General features: G+C 37.1%; 17 protein-coding genes, 2 tRNA genes and 1 pseudogene. 7 read left to right on the plus strand and 13 right to left on the minus strand.

Annotated features, from left to right (window positions below; translation table 11 throughout):
• Nucleotides 1-73: 73 nt before the first annotated feature.
• The 4 genes from rsgA to E4N74_RS05895 all read right to left on the minus strand — a co-directional run bounded on the left by rsgA (nucleotide 74) and on the right by E4N74_RS05895 (nucleotide 3,572).
• The gene (gene rsgA, locus E4N74_RS05880) at nucleotides 74-1,021 is read right to left on the minus strand and encodes a ribosome small subunit-dependent GTPase A (RefSeq protein ID WP_255819261.1); all 948 of its coding nucleotides are present in this window, start codon (nucleotides 1,019-1,021) and stop codon (nucleotides 74-76) included.
• A gap of 18 nt (nucleotides 1,022-1,039) precedes the next feature.
• Nucleotides 1,040-1,858, minus strand: coding sequence for a glutamate racemase (gene murI / locus E4N74_RS05885; RefSeq protein ID WP_255819262.1), 819 nt, complete (start codon nucleotides 1,856-1,858; stop codon nucleotides 1,040-1,042).
• 175 nt (nucleotides 1,859-2,033) lie between these two features.
• On the minus strand, nucleotides 2,034-2,930 hold the full coding sequence (gene miaA, locus E4N74_RS05890; RefSeq protein ID WP_255819264.1) for a tRNA (adenosine(37)-N6)-dimethylallyltransferase MiaA: 897 nt from the start codon (nucleotides 2,928-2,930) through the stop codon (nucleotides 2,034-2,036).
• Nucleotides 2,931-2,942: 12 nt separating this feature from the next.
• Entirely contained in the window at nucleotides 2,943-3,572 is a 630-nt protein-coding gene (locus E4N74_RS05895) for a hypothetical protein (protein ID WP_255819267.1), read from the minus strand.
• A 110-nt stretch (nucleotides 3,573-3,682) separates the two neighbouring features.
• Here E4N74_RS05895 and E4N74_RS05900 point away from each other — a divergent pair, with 110 nt between their 5' ends.
• The 4 genes from E4N74_RS05900 (at nucleotide 3,683) to E4N74_RS05915 (ending at nucleotide 7,849) form a co-directional block, all read left to right on the plus strand.
• Entirely contained in the window at nucleotides 3,683-5,086 is a 1,404-nt protein-coding gene (locus E4N74_RS05900) for a TP0584 family protein (RefSeq protein ID WP_044979471.1), read from the plus strand.
• Between the two features lie 175 nt (nucleotides 5,087-5,261).
• The gene (locus E4N74_RS05905; RefSeq protein WP_338113410.1) at nucleotides 5,262-6,764 is read left to right on the plus strand and encodes a peptide ABC transporter substrate-binding protein; all 1,503 of its coding nucleotides are present in this window, start codon (nucleotides 5,262-5,264) and stop codon (nucleotides 6,762-6,764) included.
• A gap of 69 nt (nucleotides 6,765-6,833) precedes the next feature.
• A tRNA-Val gene (locus E4N74_RS05910) sits at nucleotides 6,834-6,907 on the plus strand.
• Nucleotides 6,908-7,255: 348 nt separating this feature from the next.
• Complete coding sequence (locus E4N74_RS05915; RefSeq protein WP_044979472.1) at nucleotides 7,256-7,849, plus strand: YqiA/YcfP family alpha/beta fold hydrolase; 594 nt, start codon at nucleotides 7,256-7,258, stop codon at nucleotides 7,847-7,849.
• 24 nt (nucleotides 7,850-7,873) lie between these two features.
• Here E4N74_RS05915 and E4N74_RS05920 read toward each other — a convergent pair.
• From E4N74_RS05920 to E4N74_RS05930, 3 genes and pseudogenes are all read right to left on the minus strand, one after another.
• Nucleotides 7,874-7,978: pseudogene (locus E4N74_RS05920) on the minus strand (type II toxin-antitoxin system HicB family antitoxin); the annotation flags it as partial.
• 50 nt (nucleotides 7,979-8,028) lie between these two features.
• Entirely contained in the window at nucleotides 8,029-10,758 is a 2,730-nt protein-coding gene (locus E4N74_RS05925) for a valine--tRNA ligase (RefSeq protein WP_255819270.1), read from the minus strand.
• 48 nt (nucleotides 10,759-10,806) lie between these two features.
• Nucleotides 10,807-12,111 carry an NCS2 family permease gene (locus E4N74_RS05930; protein WP_044979474.1) on the minus strand — a complete coding sequence of 435 codons (1,305 nt, stop codon included), beginning with the start codon at nucleotides 12,109-12,111 and terminating at the stop codon, nucleotides 10,807-10,809.
• A 190-nt stretch (nucleotides 12,112-12,301) separates the two neighbouring features.
• Between E4N74_RS05930 and E4N74_RS05935 the strand changes: the two genes are divergently transcribed.
• Nucleotides 12,302-13,663, plus strand: a complete 1,362-nt coding sequence (locus E4N74_RS05935) for a hypothetical protein (RefSeq protein ID WP_420832877.1) — start codon at nucleotides 12,302-12,304, stop codon at nucleotides 13,661-13,663.
• Here the strand turns inward: E4N74_RS05935 and E4N74_RS05940 are convergent.
• Nucleotides 13,660-14,715 (minus strand): aldose epimerase family protein, encoded by a 1,056-nt coding sequence (locus E4N74_RS05940; RefSeq protein ID WP_255806555.1) that lies wholly within the window; start codon nucleotides 14,713-14,715, stop codon nucleotides 13,660-13,662. The genes E4N74_RS05935 and E4N74_RS05940 overlap by 4 nt on opposite strands.
• Before the next feature lie 114 nt (nucleotides 14,716-14,829).
• Between E4N74_RS05940 and E4N74_RS05945 the strand changes: the two genes are divergently transcribed.
• A complete protein-coding gene (locus tag E4N74_RS05945) occupies nucleotides 14,830-15,825 on the plus strand; it encodes a phosphate/phosphite/phosphonate ABC transporter substrate-binding protein (protein ID WP_255806556.1) in 996 nt (331 codons plus the stop codon).
• 75 nt (nucleotides 15,826-15,900) lie between these two features.
• A tRNA-Met gene (locus E4N74_RS05950) sits at nucleotides 15,901-15,973 on the plus strand.
• Between the two features lie 54 nt (nucleotides 15,974-16,027).
• Here E4N74_RS05950 and rodA read toward each other — a convergent pair.
• The 5 genes from rodA to E4N74_RS05975 are packed head-to-tail and all read right to left on the minus strand — an operon-like array spanning nucleotide 16,028 to nucleotide 21,594.
• Nucleotides 16,028-17,329: a rod shape-determining protein RodA gene (rodA, locus tag E4N74_RS05955; protein WP_044979478.1), complete on the minus strand. Its 1,302-nt coding sequence runs from the start codon at nucleotides 17,327-17,329 to the stop codon at nucleotides 16,028-16,030.
• The gene (mrdA, locus tag E4N74_RS05960; RefSeq protein WP_044979479.1) at nucleotides 17,326-19,179 is read right to left on the minus strand and encodes a penicillin-binding protein 2; all 1,854 of its coding nucleotides are present in this window, start codon (nucleotides 19,177-19,179) and stop codon (nucleotides 17,326-17,328) included. Before mrdA ends, rodA begins: the two co-directional genes overlap by 4 nt.
• Nucleotides 19,176-19,685 (minus strand): rod shape-determining protein MreD, encoded by a 510-nt coding sequence (gene mreD / locus E4N74_RS05965; protein WP_044979480.1) that lies wholly within the window; start codon nucleotides 19,683-19,685, stop codon nucleotides 19,176-19,178. The genes mrdA and mreD overlap by 4 nt, the downstream gene beginning before the upstream one ends.
• A 4-nt stretch (nucleotides 19,686-19,689) precedes the next feature.
• Nucleotides 19,690-20,553: a rod shape-determining protein MreC gene (gene mreC / locus E4N74_RS05970; RefSeq protein ID WP_044979481.1), complete on the minus strand. Its 864-nt coding sequence runs from the start codon at nucleotides 20,551-20,553 to the stop codon at nucleotides 19,690-19,692.
• A 6-nt stretch (nucleotides 20,554-20,559) separates the two neighbouring features.
• Nucleotides 20,560-21,594 carry a rod shape-determining protein gene (locus E4N74_RS05975; RefSeq protein ID WP_044979482.1) on the minus strand — a complete coding sequence of 345 codons (1,035 nt, stop codon included), beginning with the start codon at nucleotides 21,592-21,594 and terminating at the stop codon, nucleotides 20,560-20,562.
• Between the last annotated feature and the right edge of the window lie 4 nt (nucleotides 21,595-21,598).

The following is a 21,598-nucleotide window of genomic DNA, read 5'->3' on the forward strand; positions in this document are numbered from 1 at the left end:
TTGTGCTTTGCACAAAACTCGAAGATAAACATGGAGGCTTGTATTTCAAGCCGGAATGTTTATCCAACTCCTATTAATACTTTCTTACCGTTTCTTGTAATTCTTTATATATAAGCCCAAAACTAGTGTACCTGTCCTTATGAATGTCTCCTTTCTTAAGAGCTTCCAAAATGGCACAGCCTGATTCATGGCTATGGGTGCAGGAAAGGCCGAATTTACATGAGCCTATGAGCTTTTCCATTTCGGGAAAATATAGGGCCGTATCCTCAGGCTCGATGCCGTAAATGGCAAAATGCCTCACCCCCGGCGTATCAATTATGTTTATCGAATGTTCTTTATCTCCTGAAGTAATAGCCTTTATTTTAAAATACTCCCCTTGCGTTGTCGTGTGGGTACCTCGGTCATACTTATCAGAAATTGCAGAAGTTTTTAAATTTAAATCGGGGGCGATAAAATTTAAGAGTGTACTTTTACCTACTCCTGACTGTCCTACGAGGGCAGAAGTTTTAGCCGATAGGCTTTCAATTAAGTTATCCATTCCCCTGCCATCCTTTGCCGATACTTCGATGGTTTTATAGCCCAATCTTTTCCAGTCCTCTATTCGCTCTTTTACTTCAGCCGAGATTTTTAAATCACACTTATTTATAACAATTAAAACCGGAATCTTTTGAATCTCGGCTTGCACTAAAACCCTGTCTACAAATCGGGGACGGAAGGGAGGATTAGCAGCAGAAACAACACAAACAAGCAGATCGATATTTGCAGCTAAAAGCTGAGGCATATTCAGTTTTTGATTTAAGCGTAAAAAAGAATTTTTTCTTTCTATCAAACCCGTTATTAAGCCTTCATCATCAGAGTGAGTATCGGGCTCAAGATTTACAAAATCTCCGGCAGCAAGAGGATTATAGTAAAGAGCAGAATCTTTTAGAACCTTCCCCTTAATGGAGCAGTTCCTGAATTTTCCGTCTTCACATTCAACATAAAAAATATTATTCGATCCTTTTAAAACCAATCCTTTCATTTTTAAACCAACAAGTTTTTAGAAGTAACCTAAAGTCATATTAAAAAGTTCCGCATAGGCGGAATATTTTTTTGTATTTTTTTCAGTTTTTTCCGAGGTGATATAAAAAATATCTTTTTGAATATTTTTTAACTTTGAGTTTTCATCCTTTAGTTTTTGAGGCGGAGATAATTTTAAGGCTTGATTTACAACCCCATCCAAAGAATCCACAATCTTTATATCCGGCTCACACTCGGATTTAAACTCATCCCTTAGGTGGAGAAAATGAGTACAGCCTAGGACAGCAGTATCAGTTCCAGCCGACTTAAAAAACTCAACCGCCGGACGGATTCCGGCCTTCTTATTTTCCTTAGAGTCTGACAATAAGGTGTTCTCTATTTTAGAAACCAAAACGGAATCTGCGCGCATAAAAAACTTACAATCGGCTCCGAATTCGTCAATGAGATTTTGAACATAGATATCGTTTACCGTTCTTTCGGTTGCAAGGACGGCAATTTTTTTATTTTTACTTGTTAAGGCCGCAGGTTTTATCGCAGGGACAGTGCCTACAAAGGGTATCTCGAATTTTTTACGCAAATGTGAAAGAGCCGAAACCGTCATCGTATTACAGGCTATTATTATAACGGAGGGTTTAAGTTTTTCGATTATTTTTTTTACAAGGTCTTCAGTATATTCTATTACCTCTTCCAGTGTTTTTTCTCCATAGGGAAAATGTTTTGTGTCTGCGACATAAGCACAAGAACTTTGAGGTTCCAATTCTTTTAAATGCCTTAAATAAGGCAGGCCCCCTATGCCTGAGTCTATAAAAACATATTGAACGTTTTGTTTTAAAGTCAAATTAATTCTCCCATAAAAACTTTTTGCAGGAAGCCTCAGCTTCCAAAAAAAGTTTTTTCACGCAGTTTGTTTACAAACTGCATACAATAACGCGACGTTTGCCGAAAGGCAAACTCGATAGATAAACAGTGAGGTTGAATTCCTGCCGAACTGTTTATCACACCTCCCATAAAAATTACTTCAATATCCAGTTTATTTTTACCCCATTTTTTTCCATACGGCGAAACCAAGTTTCCTGCCTTTTTGCAAATTGACAAATAGAGCGGTAAAGAGAATCAATGTACTCTTCCCTAGTTTTTATTTTGCCCTGAAGATATTGGGCGGTAAATTTATATTCAAGACCTAAACTTTCAAGCCTTTCCCAAGAAAAGCCGGCTTTGTGAAGCCTATCGGTTTCTTCTATCATTCCGTCTTTTATACGCTCTAAGAGTCTAAGCCTTATTCTTTCCCTTAAAACCTCCCGCTGATATTTAAGACCGATTATAAGCGGCCTGATATCGGGACGGTTTGCGTTTAAGATTTCGGCTGCATCGGGATTAGCCTTTTTATATTCCGCGATTTCAATAGCACGCATAAGCCTATCCATATTTTCAAGGTCGGTCTTATTATGCATCGGAACATTGTACTCAAAAAAGACTTTTTGCAATTCCGCCAAATTTTTACCGGCCAAAGATGCCCTCAATTCTTCATTTTTAGGAACAGGAATGAGCTCATATTCCCTTATAATAGCATCAAGATAAAGCCCCGTTCCTCCCGCAAAAATAGGCAATCTTTTTCTTTTTGTTATATCTTCAAAGGCCTTGTAAGCATCATTTTGAAAATCAAAAACATTGTATTCCCTTTCCAAGGTGCAAATATCGATTAGGTGATAGGGCACATCGCCGTACTCGTCTAAGTCTTTCCCCGTACCTAGGTCAAGCCCCTTATAAACCTGCCTTGAGTCCGCAGAAATAATCTCTCCGCCAAGCTCTTTTGCGAGGCCTACGGCATAGGAGGTTTTTCCCGTAGCTGTAGCTCCCAGCACAACTATGGAATTATGTTTATCAGCTAACGGCAAAAAATCACGGTACATAAAATCAAAAGTTTATAACCTGTTTCGGACAATATTTAAAGATACTCCCAATAAGAGCACACCGCAAGAAATAAAAATATACATAGTGGAAGATACGGATAAATACCAAGCGGCAAGACTATATGACCCCAAAAAAGTAAACACAATAAAAGAAATAAATGCTATTGCATAAATTATAAAATCCATAGAAATAGTCAAATTTGAGGATAAAATATAGTATACAAAATCAAAAATAAGGATTGAGCCTATTATTATTGTAAGGAAAGATATAAGCTCGGTTGAGTCGGGAGTGTTGATATTTTTGTAGAATAAATAAGCAAAAACGGAGCTAAAAATACCGAAAATAGCCGAGAAACTATTGCTTAAAGTTTCTTCAGAGAGAGAAAATGAAACCAAAAAGAAAAAAATCAATCCGAACAAGGCGTGTAAAAAAAAGTACTGAAAGAAAAAGCGCCATAAATGAGCGGCAAACGAAGAGGAAATTTGTAAATCTGAAAGGGGGAAAAAAGAAACAATTATCAACGAAACTATTCCCCCTAGTATGCCCAATAAAAAGACAGTAAACTTGCCTCCCTGTTCTTTTGAAAATAAGGCATAGAGTAAAAAAACTAAGGGCAAAATCAAAATAAAAACAAAATTCATGTGAATATTTTATCATAAAAATGTCAATATATCAAGTATTTTGTATTAACAGCATTTAAGATTTTTTAGTATATACTTAAAAAAAGAAAAAAAATGCCGATAAGTATGATATGGAAAATAGAAAAAACTTTGTTGAGGAGCTTTCGGTAGTTCTTGAAACAAAAAGAAACGAATTCAATACTAAAATTCTTCCCAAGGTCCAGGAAAATTACAATATTCAAATAAGTGCTCTTCATGCGATTAGAAGCACTCTTTTAAAAAAACGAGTAATTCACGACGATCCATACAAATATGACAGTAAAATGACTGAAGTTGAAATTCCAAGCAAAGAAAACTTTGCAGACTCGGAAAAGGCAAGCGTCATAGGCACCCGCCTGGCACACTATGAAACAATGCTGGACTTTGTAAACAATTATTATCAGTTTAATACCGATTTTTTAACTCCAAAAAGGATTTCCATCCTTCTTGAATTAAACAGTACCTTTATCTGGTCGGATTTTACAAATACATCAACACATACAAACACAAGAGCAATTGCAGATATAATCAATAACCTTTTTAAAGGGCCTGATCAGCTATCAAACAGCCTATTGCGGGATTCGGTAGCTCATATGGGAAAAAGTGAAGTATATATAAACACACAGCTTAAAAGTCTTTCCTTTTTTCACCGGGAAGAATATAAACTTTTGATGCGCCGTGAAATTATGCCCTCAGTAAAGGTAAGCAAGGCGGATTGTTCAAATCCGGCAAATATTTTAAGAGAAATTAAAAAGATATTTTCAATAAAAATGAAAAAAAAGCCCTTTTATACGGACCTCATAGTCGAAATAATAAGGGAAGATTACGGAGAAGATTCAAGTATCTTACAGCAGGAAATTTTATCCAAACTCGAAATTAAAGAAAAACAGGACTCTTTTTCGCCTCAAAAAGTTAATAATAGGCCTATTTTAATATCAGGCCTAAAAATTCTATCAAATTCCGCACCTCACTTAAAAGCTGCATTGGAAAAAATAAAATCCAATCAAGAAATGGTATACAAAGCCGAAAATACGGTATTTAAAAAATTAGCGCAAATTTTTAGACAGATTTTAAAACTGGACCCTCCGGAAAAGCACATAACAATCATTATCACAGATACTATCAATCAAAATACAAAAAAACAAACAATCAACTATTCTGTTTTTGAAAAAGAAGTACTTCAAAAAATATCCTTATTCCAAAGTATTTTGATGCCGAACTCAGCCGTCAATCAAAAAATAAAAACAATGCCGGATGAGTTACTCTTTAAAAGCCTTACAAAATACATAAGTGACAGCAATGAAATCTTAAAACAACTTGGAGGTCTTGACGAATTCTATAAAAACGTAAAGCCTGAACTTAGAAGCAAAATAAGAGGAATTAAGATAGAAATTACAACAATTACAAATTCGATTATAAAAGCCAACCAATATAGGGCTGAATATCAAGCTCTCAGCGACGAAGTAAACCAAATGAAAAAACTTGGAGTCATCTAAAATTGCGTCGATACTAAAGTTGCGTCCGATTGAATAATAATAAAAAAAGCAATATAATACCGACAATATGAAAAATAAACTATCAGCATTATTTTTGATTTTAATGTCCTTTTGCCTTTTTTCACAAGAAGATCAAAAAAAGGAACTTAATATTTCCATAAGCTCAGGAATACCAATGCTTCACCCTCATACAGCCTACGATGCAGGAGAAGCCCAAATCTTAACAGCCCTTTGTGAAGGCCTTTTTGTATATGACCCCTATACATTGCAGCCCGTTTCGGCACTTGCCGAAAAATACAGTGTTTCAGGCGGCAGGTTATGGCGTTTTACAATCAGAGAGGGTGCAAAATTTGAAAACGGAAAGCCCATAACGGCTCAAACCTTTGTCGACTCATGGCTGAATCTTTTAAACCCAGCCGGCAATCATCCCTATGCCTCACTTTTAGACTGCATAGACGGAGCTTCCGATTACCGTAACGGCAAATTAAAAAATAAAAATCAGGTGGGAATAAAAGCCGAAAGTGAAAGAGTCCTTTTGGTGTCCACAAATACCGAAATTGAATATCTTCCCAATATTCTATGCCATCATGCATTTTCAGCAGTTGAAACATCTCAACTTGAAGCTGCCTTAAAATTTTCCAATATCGAAAGAATCGAAAAGTTAAAGGACAGCTTTAAGCCCATATCAAGCGGGGCATATAAGATAAAGAAATTTTCCGAAAAAGAGCTTGTTTTGGTAAAAAATGAAAACTATTGGGATAAGGATAATGTTCAAATACCCCAAATAAACCTATTCCTTGACTTAAGCAAAGAAGATGCCATCGAAAAATTCAATATAGGAAAGATTGATTGGCTTTCAAGAAGTGATGTGATTTCCAAAATAGGAGATCAGCGTTGTGTAAATATAGACCCTCTTTTTGCAACGGATTATTTTTTCTTTAAAACGTCGTCGCCGAATATTAAGGATGCAGATTTTAGGAAAGCCCTTCTTTTGGCCGTCCCCTATGAGGAATTGCGCAAGGGCTATCCTATAAAGGCAGAAACTTTGATTTTTCCCCTTGCCGGCTATCCCAAAATTCAGGGCATAACCGAATATAATCTGCAAAAAGCCCAAGAAATCATAAATAGCCTTAATTTAGACGAAGAACAAAAAAAGATAGTAATCAAAATACCCGAAAACACATATTATCAAGAATTAGCCAAAATTTTATCGGCTTCATGGTCAAAAATCGGGGTAAAAACCGAAGTTAAAACCGTTTCTTTGAATAGTTACTATAACAGTCTAAAATCAAATGATTTTGATTTAGGAACAATTACATGGATAGGAGACTTTGCAGACCCTCTGGCCTTTTTGGAAATGTTCCGGCCTAATTCCAGCCTCAATGACTCGGACTGGAAAAATCAGGAATTTGAAAGAATAATTCTTAAGTCTCATTCCGAAAAAGACTTTAAAAAACGGTATGAAATGTTGAGCAAGGCAGAAGAGCTATTGCTGGGAGAGAGCGTGATTATTCCGATATCCTATAGGCTGAGTGTAAATATTATAGACATTTACTCCATAGGAGGCTGGTATTCGAATGCAATAGATATACACCCCTTTAAGTTTATAAAATTCATCAAGCCCCAGCCCGTGCCGGGGCTTGTAAAATTAAATAATAAGCCCAAACAGGCCTCTTAAAAAAAATTTTGACATTTTTATAAAACAGTATTGACATTTTTTGTAATTTGTAATATTATCTGTTTTATTGGGCGCTTAGCTCAGCTGGTACGAGCGTCTGGTTTACACCCAGAATGTCGGCGGTTCGATCCCGTCAGCGCCCAATCTTTCCTTTTAAAATAAATTAATGAAAAATTTTCGTTTCACATATGCCGATTGTTTTGTTGCAATAGTCTTAGTATTTATTCGTGCGGATGGTTTAATACCCTGTTGTTGCGCAGCGTACGCTTGCGTCGGGATATGTTGATTTTGCTATTACGCGTTTTATATGCTTGTCCAAAGACCTTGACAACAATTCATGCAGATAAAACTTTTATTACTAAATCGTTAGAAGGAACCGAGTATTTATTCAGCAATACACAAATCCCGTCAATAACGAGGTATTTACAATAGCTTCCGTTTTACTTTATAATTAGCTATTATAACAAAACTAATTTCATATGGAAGATGATATGCAAAAAGCTCTCTTTATCCATGGCCTTAATTCGGGGAAAAATTCGAGCACAGGGCAAGCAGTAAAAACGCTCTTGGAAAAAAACAGTATCCAACTTATTGTTCCGTCACTCGAGATACTCAATCCCGAAAAAACTTTACAAGAAGTTAATTCTTTGATAAAGGAACAGGAGGTTTCTCTAATTATAGGGCATTCAATGGGAGGTTTTTATACTTTAGCCTCCCTTAACGGTCCGATGAAGATTTATATAAATCCCTGTCTTCTTCCGGCAGAAATACTCCCTACCTTGACAGACGATGTTGACCAAGAACTCATTAAAATTTTCCGCCGATTAACAGACGAAGCTTTTCGTAATATTGATCGTGAGGTTTGCATTGCCTCTTACGGTATATTTGCAAAAGAAGATACTCTTTTTTCTTTTTATGATCTTTTTAAAAAGAATTTCGGCCAAAGATGCTGCTATATCAATGGAGGTCATAAACCTTTAAAAGAAGATTTAGCCCAAGCTCTTGATTTTGCATTAAATTCAATCAAAAGCGATATATCACGCTTTTTAAAGGAAGATGATATTTTAGGCGAATTACTATTGTAAGGCTAATCCAAATTACATTTTCTTTTACACCCCAAACTGCAGTTTTGCGTTAAGAGCATTTTGCAATTCTTGAGAGAAATTCAAATTGGCATTCTCGGCCTCGTAATTTAACCAAATGGATATATAAACACCATTAAAATTCTTTGCGCCCATTGCGGTTAAAAAGAGTTAAGTGTCTTCTACTTCATCCCTTCCAAATAACCTTTTAGTTTTTCGATACGCCTTAAAAACTCGGCGTGTTTTTCTTTTTCACCTTCGATGACTTCGGGAGGAGCGTTTTTAACGAAGTTTTCGTTTTTGAGCTTAGAATCTATCTTTAAAGCATTTTGCTCATTTTTTTCAAGCTCTTTTTCAAAACGCTTTTTTAATTGATCGATGTCTATTGAATCTCCCGTTATCAAAAAGGCCTCAAAGCCCGCTCCTACTACACCGATTGAAGAGGCCGGTTTTTCTTTAAGAGAATCGATAAAGTTTAAACCGGAAAGGCCTGAAAGCATTTCTATTATTTCGGAATTTTCACGGGCAGCTTCCGCAGGAGAATTTTTCTCGATATAAAGAGAAACCTTAAGCTTTAACTGAGGGTCAATACCGCATTCGGCCCGTAAGGCTCTAATGTTGCGGACAATTTCCTGCAATGTTCTAAAACGGATAGAAGCAGCCTCATCTATGCGTTCTTTTTTTTCTTCGGGGTAATCGGAAGTCATTAAAATCTTGGCACGGGGCAAGGCGCCTTCAGCACAATTGCCGGGCAGCTTTGAATAAATCTCTTCGGTAACAAAGGCTAAAAACGGATGAAGCAGGCGTAAGGATTCTTCCAAGACGGCAAGGAGTACCGAAGCCGCCCTATCCTTCTCTTTTTCGTCCCCATACTTAAAAGAAAGTTTAGTACCTTCAACATACCAATCACAAAAATTATTCCAAAAGAATTCGTAAACCTTTTGAGCGGCTTCATTATAACGGTAAGAATCAAGGCTTGAGCGAACCGTTTGAGCCGCCTCGTTTAGTTCATGATAAATCCAGCGGTCAAGTTCTTTTAAGCTGTTTTGGCTGCCGTCCCGTACGACAGGCACAATGGTTCTGCCTGCAAGATTTCCTAAAATATATCGGGAAGCGTTCCAAACCTTGTTTGCAAATTTTGAGCCGAGCTTAAAACTTTCCATGTCGATTAAGAAGTCTTGACTTTGAGAACCGCACATAAAGGTAAGGGTGAACTTCATAGCATCAGCCCCAAACTCTTCTATGGCTACAAGGGGGTCAATACCGTTTCCCAAGCTCTTACTCATCTTGCGGCCTTGTTTATCCCGAACCAAACCGTGAATAAAAATATCTTTAAAAGGAGCCTTGCCCGTAAACTGCAAGGAGGCCATTATCATTCTTGCTACCCAAAAGAAAATTATATCGTGTCCCGTAACAAGGGCCGATGTCGGAAAAAACCGTGCAAGGTCTTCGGTCTTTTCGGGCCAGCCGAGGGTTGAAAAAGGCCAAAGCCAGCTTGAAAACCAAGTGTCCAAAACATCCTCATCCTGGTTTATGGTTTTTGACTTACAGTGAGGACATTCCGTAATATCCGTGCGGCTTACGATAGTTTTTCCGCAATCGGCACAATACCAAACAGGAATACGATGCCCCCACCAAAGCTGACGGGAAATACACCAATCGCGGATATTGTTCATCCAGTGAGCATAGGTGTTTTCCCATTTTTGAGGATAAAAAACAACATCGCCTTTTTTCCATGCATCTAAGGCTTTTTGAGCCAAGGGCTGCATTTTTACAAACCATTGTTTTGAAACATAGGGCTCTATACTTGTATGACAGCGGTAACAGCAGCCTACTGCATGCTTTATTTTTTCTTCATTTTTAAAAAGTCCAAGGGCTTCCAAATCTTCTATAACAGCCTTGCGGGCCTTTTCGGTAGAAAGCCCCCGGTATTTTTCGGGAACGGCATCGTTTAAGGTTCCGTCAGGGTTTAATATATTTAGAACCGGAAGATTATGCCTCTTACCTACCTCCCAGTCATTGGGGTCATGGGCAGGAGTTATCTTTACAACCCCAGTTCCGAATTCTTTATCAACATAGGAATCGGCAATTACAGGAATCCTTCGATTTGCTAGAGGGAGAATTACTTCCTTTCCTATGATGGATGCATAGCGTGGGTCTTCAGGATGAACGGCGATAGCGGTATCTCCCAAAAGGGTTTCAGGGCGGGTGGTTGCAATCTCTATTTTATTTATCTTTTCGCCGGCTTCATTTTGTAAAACAGTTCCGTCTGCCAATTCATAATAGATATGGTACATTCCCCCTTTTTGGTCTTCATGTTCAACCTCATCATCCGAAATTGCCGTACCGCATGAAGGGCACCAGTTTACAAGGTAGTTTCCCTGATAGATTAGCCCCTGTTCATACAAAGAAACAAAGACCTCCCTTACAGCCTGAGAAAGCCCTTCGTCTAAGGTAAAGCGTTCCCTATCCCAATCAACCGAAACGCCCATTTTTCGGAGCTGCTTTGTTATAATCGAATGATGTTCATTTTTAACTTCCCAAACTTTTTCAACAAAGGCTTCCCGCCCAAGATCGTGGCGGTTTTTGCCTTCGGCCTTTAATTTTTTTTCTACAACGGATTGGGTAGCAATGCCTGCATGATCGGTCCCGGGAATCCAAAGAGTCTCGTCCCCTTTCATGCGGTGATAGCGGACAATTACATCCTGCAAGGTTTCATCGAGGGCATGGCCTACATGGAGAACGCCCGTAACATTGGGCGGGGGGATGACAACCGTAAAAGTATTTTTAGTGTTTTTCTTTTTTAACGGGCTAAAACACTTATTGGCTTCCCAAAAGGAATAAATACGCTCTTCAAATTCTTTAGGATTATAAGATTTTTCCAATTCAATCGCCTGCAATTTTTCGCTCATTGTTTTCTCCAATCGTTTTAAAGGGTTACTTTAATTTTAAAATAAGTATTAAAATTTAACAAAAAACCTTAACATAAAGATAACAAAAAGTATCCATGTAACTACCGGAATTTCTTTAAATTTTCCTTTAATACATTTTAATATAACATAGGACAAAACTCCGTATACAATACCCTCGGCAACACTGTAGGTAAAGGGCATCATAATCATAGTCAAGAATGCAGGAATGCCCTCGGTAGGATCCTTATAGTTTATTTCTCCGGCTTGAGCCATCATCAAAAACCCTACTATTATCAAAGCAGGGGCTGTGGCAGCAGAAGGAATCAGTAAGAAAATCGGAGAAAACAGCAAGGCAGCTATAAACATAAGGGCAGTAACGACAGAGGTTAAACCTGTTTTGCCCCCGGCTGCAACACCGGCTGTACTTTCTACATAACTTGTTACTGTTGAGGTTCCGAGTACGGCACCCACCACGGTTCCTATAGCATCCGATAAAAAGGCTTGCTTAATTTTTGGAATATTTCCGTCTTTATCTACAAGTTTTGCCTGAGTTGCAACTCCTACCAGTGTTCCGACCGTATCAAAAATATCGACAAAAAGGAATGAAACGAATACAATAAAGAACTTAAAGGAAAGAACATTTGAAAAATCAAAATTCAATACGGAAGGAGCGGAAGGAAGGCTTATCGGAGACCATTCTTTCCAACCACCGAAAGGAACCGTAATTTTTAAGGGAATACCTATAATAGTTGTAATTAAGATACCTATTAAAATTGCTCCGGGAACTCTTAAAATAAAAAGGGCACAGGTTATAATTAAACCTATCAGTGCTAAAACAGCCGGAGACCCCCAAGTAAATTCACCTAACCCTAAGAGAGTACTGGGATTATCAACAATTATGCCCGAATTTTGAAGAGCAATAAAGGTAATAAAAATACCTATACCTGCGGCAACAGCTTTTTTAAGATTGTTCGGTATGGACTTTACAATAGCTTCACGTACATTTACAACTGAAAGTAAAATAAAAAGAATACCTTCTAAAAAAACGGCCGTCAGTGCAGTAGCCGGGGAATAACCTAAACCTATAACAACGCTATATGTAAAAAAGGCGTTTAATCCCATTCCTGAAGCAAGAGCGACAGGCAGGTTAGCTAAAAAGCCCATAGCAAGAGTTGCAATAGCGGCAGATAGAGCGGTCGCAGTAAAAACGGCACCTCGCTCCATTCCGGCTTCACTTAAAATTCCCGGATTTACGGCCAAAATATAGGCCATCGCCAAAAAGGTAGTAATACCCGCAATAACCTCGGTACGCACAGTAGTGTTGTGCTCTTTAAGTTTAAAAAATCTTTCCATAATTAAGAAATTCTCCTTGGCGCATTTTAACACAATTTTTTATTTACAGCAATAACAAATAAGATAATTTTAAATAAAAATCAAATTTATAATTAAAAAAATTAGTCTTTAATACAAAAAAAAACTATATATTAGTATGAAAACAAAAAATATTTTTATCAAATTTCTTAAGACTTGTTCAATCCTTATAATGGTATGCAATACCTTTATATATGCGGAAATACCTGTGCAAAAATCGGCTTTCTCTTTTACACAGAGTATTGATTTTAACCTTAATTATGAACTGAAAGCAGAAGCAAAAAATCCTTTTTTTGAGGTCTATACGGCAGCAAAGACTAGGGAACACCGGCCTAAATTTGCTCTTATACCGCAAGGTTTTAGCTTAAAATTTACACCTCTTCTGTACATGGAAAAGAAAAAACTTTATCCTGCCCTCTCATTTCTTTATGGAGGCATTACAAAATCAAGTTTTTTAAACCGGATGCTTTTTAAGGAGAATTTCGAAAAAAAGCCCTTTTATACAGGAATAAGTCTTTCCCCTAAATACCTGATAGGAATCTCAAAATCGAAATTCGATGCAAGTCTAGGTACCGAATTTGCAATAAAAAATTTTAATTTAGCATTTTTTTTAGAACAAAAGCCGAAAGAGCTATGGCCGGACATTTCATTTTGTACGGCTTATAAAAAAGAAAATGAAAATATATTGCTCAATATGAGCCTTTTTTCTTCTTTAACGAATTCCGCCTACTCTCAATTTAATTTAAAAGCACCCAATTATGATCAGTTTTATTCTGGAGAATTTATATTAGCCGAAAAGGGTACGGTATCTTCTATGCTTTTATCGGCAATAGGAATAAAAATTCCTTATGGAAAAAGATCGGGAACAGGTAAATACGGTTTAGATTTTTTAGGTAAGGCTGAATACAATTTTCAAAGCGAGTATTTTGCGGCTAATGCAGGAATTATGTTTGAAAATGACGGAACTTTAAAAACTTTCTTTCAGCCTAAAATTTCAGTTGATGTTTTGGATCTGGGCTTCTCTTATAATTTTTTAAGAAAATATTTTGAAAAGAAAAAATTGTTTCAAAATTTCCATTCAGGAGGAATGGGCTTAGGTCTTAGCTTTACAAAATTTAAATTTACCGGAGAAGTTTATTATAATGATTTATCATGGGATCTTAAAGGACAAGTGAAAATTCCTGCCAAACTTTTTCTTAATACTATCTTTTCAATAAAAGGAAATGCAGAGTTAGAAGAAAAATCTCAAAATCCGTTTATAGTAAAAAACTATTCTTTTTCATCGGACATTAAAATAAAATTTAATAAAATTTTCGATCTAAATTTTTCAGCATCTTTTATGCAAAAAAATAAAATAGTAAAAAAGAATAAAAAACCATATATAGTTTGGGAAAAAGGCGTTTTCGACTTTTCCGCTCAGGCAGAGTTTAGGAAAAAAACAAGACGGACATCAAACTCTTTTAAGGGCGAAATAATATTGGAAACTGCTAAGCCTTTTATAAAAGGAAGCCTTGCATATAAAATAAGTTTTTAAAATGCAAAGTGCCAAAGAGTCTCATGTTCATAAACTTCGCCAGGTTTAATTACAGTATTAGGGAAATCAGGCTGATGCACCGAATCGGGAAAGGCTTGACTTTCAAGGCAAAGCCCTGCAAATTTATTGTACACGTCTCCGTTTTTACCCAATTCATTGTCAAGAAAACCTCCTGTGTACATTACAAGAGCAGGTTGAGTTGAGTAAACTGTTAATGTCCTCTTGGTAACCGGTTCTTTTACTATCGTCGCCAAGGTTTTATGGTCACTGACTTCTTTTTTTATAACCCAGCTGTTATCAAAACCACCGCCTATTTTTTGCACGCCCTCGCTCAAAAGTCTGGGCTTTCTAAAGTCATAGCCGGTATTTTCTACATTTAAAAATTTACCCGTCGGAATAAGCTCTTGATTGGTTTCAAGATATTGCTCTGAAAATATTTGAACCTCATGGTTTAATACCGAAACATAGGAACCGTTGGACTGCATTCCGGCAGGATTTAAGTTAAAATAGCTGTGATTGGTAAAATTAACCGGTGTTGTTTTATCGGAGACGGCCTTATATCTTATAATAACCTCATTATCAGGCGTAAGAGAATAGCTTACTTCAATTTTTAAATTTCCGGGAAACCCCTGCTCTCCATCGGGAGAGGTACGCAAAAAAACAACACCGGCTTCTTGCTTATTTTTAAAGGTTTTCGCTTCATACTGCATTTTATCATAAAACGGATAACCTCCATGAAGACAGTGTTTGCCGCCGTCATTAGGTGTTAAAAGATATTGCTGATTTCCTAAAGCAAATTCCGCATTTGAAATTCTTCCTGCATATCGGCCTATAAAAGATCCGAAATGCGGAAAATTATTTATATAGCCGATAAAACTTGAATATCCTAAAACTACATCATCAAAACCGCCGTTTTTTGACGGCAAAAGGATTCCTGTAATACAGCATCCGTAATTAGTACAACAGAGCATCATTTTGCCGTTAAAAATCGTAAATAATAAGGCCTTATTTCCGTTTGAAAATATTCCGAATTCGGTAGTTGTTATCTTCATATCGTCCTCCCAAAGATTATTATAGGGAACCTCTAAAAACTGAAGTTTTTACAGATACCTTATAAGTATAGCACATTATTGTATTATATGATAGAATGCGGTGCGGAGAATTTTATGAAATACAAAATTATATTATTTTTGGCAGCTTTATGCCTCCTTTTAGGTTGTACTAAAAACGAAACACAAAAGCCGGTTACCATGGTATTTTTACCGAATGAATCAAGCGATGCCATGAAGGATGCGCGTCAAGCTTTTATGGAAATAATAAGCGAAGCTGTAGGCCGCCCCGTAGAAATCAAAACTACAACGGATTATAACATAGCCTTAGAAGCAATTATATCCGGAAATGCAGATATGGCCTACATAGGTGCGGAGGGCTATATAAATGCCCATAAAAGAAATCCGGCCATTGTACCTGCAGTAACAAATTCAGGGCCTAGCGGTACATTGGAAGATGCTTTGTACTATAGTTTTATAGCAGTAAGAACGGAAGATGCAACCCAATATAAAGATGGAAACAGTTATGACTTGAACCGCTTAAAAGGAAAAAGTCTTTCATTTGTTTCTACAAGTTCGACATCGGGCTTTGTGATTCCTGCAACTCTGCTGGTAAAAAAATTCGGATTAAACAGTACCGATGAGCTTATTTATGACACCTCGGTTTTTTCTAAGGTTTTGTTTGCCGGTTCCCATCAAGGCTCACAGGTTAATCTTTTTAGAAAAGATGCGGATGCTGCAGCTTTTGCAATTCCTCAAACAATCGGAGTCTATGATTTGATTTCAGGAGAAGCCTACCAGACAGGAGCCTCTTACAAGGTTGTAGAAGGAGCTGTCGAACCCTTCGGAAAATTTCCGGGAAGCGAAATTACGATTATACAATCTATTCCGGTTTTAAACGCCCCAATAGTCATGAACACAAAGACCCTTTCCCCCGACGAACAGAACAAAATACAGGAAGCCCTTACCTCCGAAAAAACGGCAAATAATCCAGGTATTTTTAAAATAAACGGATCAGATAAAAAAGGAATGTACCCAAAATACACCGAAAAAACAAAACTTGTTAAAACTACGGATGATTGGTATGACAAAATAAGAAATTTGACAAAATAAGTTTGTAAAAATTTTGACAAAGTTTGTAAAAAGTCTTGACATAACGCTGCTTATATGCTATACTCCTCCCCACATCGCAGGGTAGAGCAGTTGGCAGCTCGTCGGGCTCATAACCCGGAGGTCGGAGGTTCAAGTCCTCTCCCTGCTAACCTTTTTTAAAGGCACTCAAATGAGTGCCTTTTTTTGTGGTTAGCCGTTTTAATCACAATTGACGCAAGTTTATTCCGATAACAACTCCAACGGAAATCATAGCCGTCCAAAGGGAAGAACCGCCATAGGATAAGAACAGGAGGGGTATTCCGGTAATAGGCATTATACCCATTACCATGCCTACATTTACAAAAAAATGGAAAAAGAACATTGCCAAAATACCCGAAACAATCAACTTTCCAAAAAGGTCATCACAACGCTTAATCGAAAGAAAAAATCTAAAAAAAACTATACTGTAAAGAAAAAAAACAAAAAGGCCGCCTAAAAGGCCCCATTCTTCAGATAAAATACTAAATATAAAGTCCGTACTTTGTTCAGGTAAATAACGGTAATGGCTTTGAGTGCCCATAAGGTAACCTCGTCCCGTTAAGCCGCCCGAACCTATAGCTGTAATTGACTGAATTATATTCCAGCCGTGTTTTAAAGGATCTACTTCCGGATCTAAAAAAATAATTAAACGCATCATCTGATATTCTTTTAAAGCCCTAACCCCTACTATGGAACCTGCAAATGCTATGGTAACAAGCGAAAGAACATAGGCAATCCAATAATAATATCTTCTTTTTAATAAAAGATTCCCTATAATAGCAATAACGGTTGAGATGCTCATCGCAAAAAGTATAATAAGCGATATTTGTGAACGTTTTAACAAGGTTGTCATAACATTGCTTGTTTTTAAAATTACTTCTTCCCAAAGAGGCATAAGAGTAAAAACAATAGTCAAAATTCCTAAGAAGAATACATATAAAATAAACCTCAAGGGAATACCTGCAATAAAGCACATTATCAAAAAAATCGGAATATATACGCTTGCTGTTCCAAGGTCAGGCTGTTTTAAAATAAGGGCAACAGGTACAATCATTATAACCATAGCCTTTATAAACCGCTTCAGAGGTTCTTCATTTTGCGACTTTTCCAAGTAATAAGCTAAAAAAAGAATAAAAATAAGTTTTATAAATTCTGAGGGCTGAATACCAAGATTCTTTAAACCTATCCAACTCCTTGCATTATGCCTGACCGTTCCGAAGATACCGGTGTAAAGAAGCAAAAGCATTCCCAACAAATAAATTAAAAAGGTTCTATCCTTTATCTTTCTATAATCATAAATACAAGAAAGTAAAAGAAGAACAATACCGGTACAAACCCATAAAATCTGTTTATTGTACTCTTTAGAAACAAGCTCTCCTGAAGAATTTACGCCTGAAGAATAAATAAAAAGTATACCTATAAATGACAAAAGAACAACGGCTAAAAATAATAAATAATCGAAATTTGTAATTTTACGTATATTCATTCGCTCCTCCTTGTAACCGCAGGAAGATGCTTAAATCCCAAATAGTCTATAGTTTCATCATAGTTTTGATTTGCAAGTGTTCCATGCAATATTATATTGGCAGCATAAGGAGCCCACCACTCCCACTCGTTTGCAGCCTCAACAATAACACAGACAACAACCATATCTTTAGGAGGTGCATCATAAGGACCATAAGCTACCATCCACGAATGCCACCTATCCTGTAAACCAACTTCAGCCGTTCCGGTCTTGCCTGCAAAGCGAAACATAGGATTTTTCATAGGATATCTTGCTTCTCCCTGTATTGTAACAAGATTCATAGCCTGCCTAACCTGTTCAAAAACTTCCTTACTTATATTTTCTTTGTGCAGAATTTCAGGCTCAATTGTTTTTATTACCTCGCCGCTTGAAGGATCCCTTATTTCTTTTAAAAGATGAGGCTTATAAATTATTCCGTTGTTTATCACCATACAAGCCATATTTGCTATTTGGAGAGGAGAAGCAAGAGTAAAGCCTTGGCCTATAGACATATTCATTGTATCCCCGTTAAGCCATTTTTCATGATAACGGCGTTCCTTCCATTTAGGATAAGGAACAAAGCCTTCGGATTGACTGGGTAAATCTATTCCAGTAGATTGACCTAGGCCGAACCGCTTTGCATAGTCAACAATCTTTTCAACACCCAGATAATCACGGCAAACCGTCCAATAATAAACATCGCAAGATTTTGCCAGAGCCTCATTTAAGGCTAACTTTCCATGACCCGGTTTTCTTATATGGCAGCGGAAGACTCGGTTTCCGTATTCAATTTCACCTAAACAAGTAACCGTCGTTTCAGGAGGAAAAGCTTTTTCATTCAATATAGCCGTGTTCATTATAACCTTAAACGTAGAGGCAGGAGGATAAGAGGCATCCACGACCCGGTTTAAAAGAGGTTTATTTGTATCTTTAAGCAGTTCTGCTACAAGGGAGCCGGCATTTTCCTTACCGAATATATTTTGGTCAAAAAAAGGATAGGAAACCATTGCCAAAACCTCGCCTGTTGTAGGCTTTAATACCACAGCTGCCCCTATTCTAGGACCCAAGGCATCTTCGGCAAGTTTTTGAATTCTTTTGTCGATCGTAAGAACAAGGTTATTTCCCATTTTAGGAGGCGTTACAACCGTAGTGTTTTCTATGTATTTACCTTTAGCATCTACAGTCCGGAATTCCACCCCATCGGTGCCCCGTAAAATTTCATCATATTGTTTTTCAATCCCGGCCTTACCGATTATACTGCTTGAAGTATAGCCCTTGTTATAAAATCTAGTCAATTCGTCTGCAGTAATATCTCCGACATATCCTATTATGTGAGAAAAAGAACGGGTATCTACATAGTTTCTAACAGGCTTTGAATGCCATGAAACGCCCGGAAGAGAATCTATATTTTCTGCAATTTGTACAACCGTAGAATAATCTACATTAGATTTTACTTCTATAGATCTAAAATCCCTTCTGACACTTGCCGGTAATTTTTTTTCTATTTCAGAAACGGGAATTTTTAATATTGAGCTTAATCTGTTTATTACGGTATCAAACTCCTGACGCGGAACTTCGCCCGGAACAATATCAACAGCAAAGGAATCGATATTTAAAACCATCGGCGTATTTGCTTCCCTATCAAAAATTTCCCCCCGCTGAGCAGGTATAACAGCCGTCCGTTTTGAAATATTTTGAGATTTCCTCTTAAATTGATCTCCATGAATAATCTGCATTGAAAACAATTTATAAGAATAAGCAATTAAAATAAAAAATACAAAAATCGAAAATAACCTAAGTCTTGAATTTAAACTGTCGTCGTTATCTTTCATATTGAACCATACTCCTTTGATATAAAGGCCTGAGGAAAAAGATTAAAAAATAAAAATACCAGAGGAGAAAAGAAAATGTTTACTGCCGACTCTATAGCAAAATTAAGAGAAAAGATATTGTATGTATGAATATTTTGCCCAAAGAGTATCTTTAAAATAAATAGAAGTAAAACTTTAAATACAAAGCCTAAACCTCCTAAAATGCAAGGGAAAATTACCTTATTTAAATTATAAAGACCGTAAAATTTTCCTACAATGTACCCTGTTAAAGTAAAAATAAAGGAATGTAAGCCTATGGGAGCTGCCGAGAGAAAATCGGCCAAGAGGCCGGCAATAAATCCGCAAATCAAACCTGTAAGAGCTCCGTTTGAAATTGCAATATAAATAACGATCAACAAAACAAAATCAGGTAAAACCGTAAAAAAAGATATATGAGAAAAAATAGCCGTTTGAAGCAAGGTTATAAAAAAAACACTTAAAGAAGTCCACAAAATAACTTTTTTCAATTTATTAAAACTCCTTTTCTATTTTTGAAGTATCAAGCACAAAAACATATTCCAAACAGGAGAAATCTATTATAGGCTTTACATATAGTTCAAGCGAGGTTTCATAATCATGTGTTTTAATGTTAGAAACAAATCCTATGGGAATATTTTTTGGAAAAATCGAAGAATCATCAAAACCCGAAGTAATTATTTTATCCCCGATCTTAATGTCATCTCCAGCCCTCTTCTTTATGTACTTCATAACTAGGGGAGAGTCCTCTGAACCTTGTCCGCTTACAACACCGCGATGATTTACAAGGTCTACTTTCGCAGCAACATGACACTGATAGTCATAGATAGGAATAATCATAGATGACCCCCTTCCTACCTGCAAAATTTTTCCTACAAGGGCCATATTTCCGTTTTGAAAAGCAATAACAGGCATGTCTTTTCTGACACCATGCTTTACCCCTCTGTTAATAATCATCCCCGAATAAAGAGCATTAGGATCATATCCTATTATCTCTGCTGGAATATTTGCAATTTGGATGGTATCCGTAAATTTTAGAAGGGTACGTAGTTCATTATTCTCTCTTTTTATATCGGCGTTGGAACGCTCCAGAAGCTCGTACTTTTCAAGTTGTTTTGTAAGCTCATTATATTTTGCTTTTAGATCCCATAATTCTCTTACGGAAGCAACACTTTCCCCCACAAAGGAAGAAACATTGTATACAGCCTTCTCCGTTCCCGCACTTACCGAAAAAGCCAAGCTCTTAAAATCCAAAATGAAAGATCCTCCGGAAAAGGCCATAAAAACCGATGACATGAGAAGAAATAAAATTAAAAGAAAAACTTCAAGATTCAGTTTAAACGAAAGTTTTTTCTTCATGAGCTCTTAATTATTTAAACTATCATAGAGGCTGCGGTCAATAGTCATATCTCTAAATACTTCGTAATACCTGCCGGCACCTATTGCAACACAGTCCATAGGATTTTCGGCCAAGATTACAGGAACGCGTGCTTCTTTTGCTATAAGTTTAGGCAATCCCTTTAACAAGGAACCGCCACCCGTCATTACAATACCCCGTTCAACAATATCTGCCGTAAGTTCAGGAGGAGTTTGAGCTAAGGTTCTTTTAATTTCTTCGACTATTTGTGTAACAGGCTCTTTTAGAGCTTCTCTGACTTCGACAGAATCTATTTCCAATCGGCGGGGAAGTCCTGTAATAGCATCGGTACCCTTAATTTCGACCTTTTCTATTGTTTTTTCAGGAGAAGCATTGCCTATGCTTATCTTTACTCTTTCGGCTGTTTGCTCCCCAATGATGAGGTTATCAACGGAACGGACATGCTTAATAATGGCTTGATCAAACTCGTCGCCTCCTACTCGGATTGCATTCGTTACGACCATACCGCAAAGAGAAATAACCGAAACCTCTGTAGTTCCGCCTCCGATATCGCAAACCATATTTCCGGCAGGCTCGTGGATAGGAATATTTGCACCGATGGCTGCAACTAAAGATTCTTCTAAAACCTTAACATCTCCGGCCCCTGCCTTCATAGCACTTTCATAAACAGCCTTGCTTTCAACATCCGTAATACAGCTGGGAATGCCGATGACCATTCTGGGTTTTATCAAACGGTGTCTCGGCAAAATTTTAGAAACAAAGTAGCGGATCATCTTTTCGGTAGTGTCCATATCCGCAATAACTCCGTCCTTTAAAGGCCTAATCGCAACAATGTTTCCCGGAGTTTTCCAAAGCATTCTTTTAGCCTCGGAACCGACGGCAACCACTCTCTTCGTCCCCCTTTCGACGGCAACAACAGAGGGTTCATTTACCACGATACCCTTTCCATTCACATAGATAATAGTATTGCAGGTACCCAAATCTATTCCTATATCTGTTGAAAATCTTTTAAAAAAGCCCATTTCA

It is taken from the genome of Treponema putidum (assembly GCF_024401155.1).
GTDB lineage: Bacteria > Spirochaetota > Spirochaetia > Treponematales > Treponemataceae > Treponema_B > Treponema_B putidum.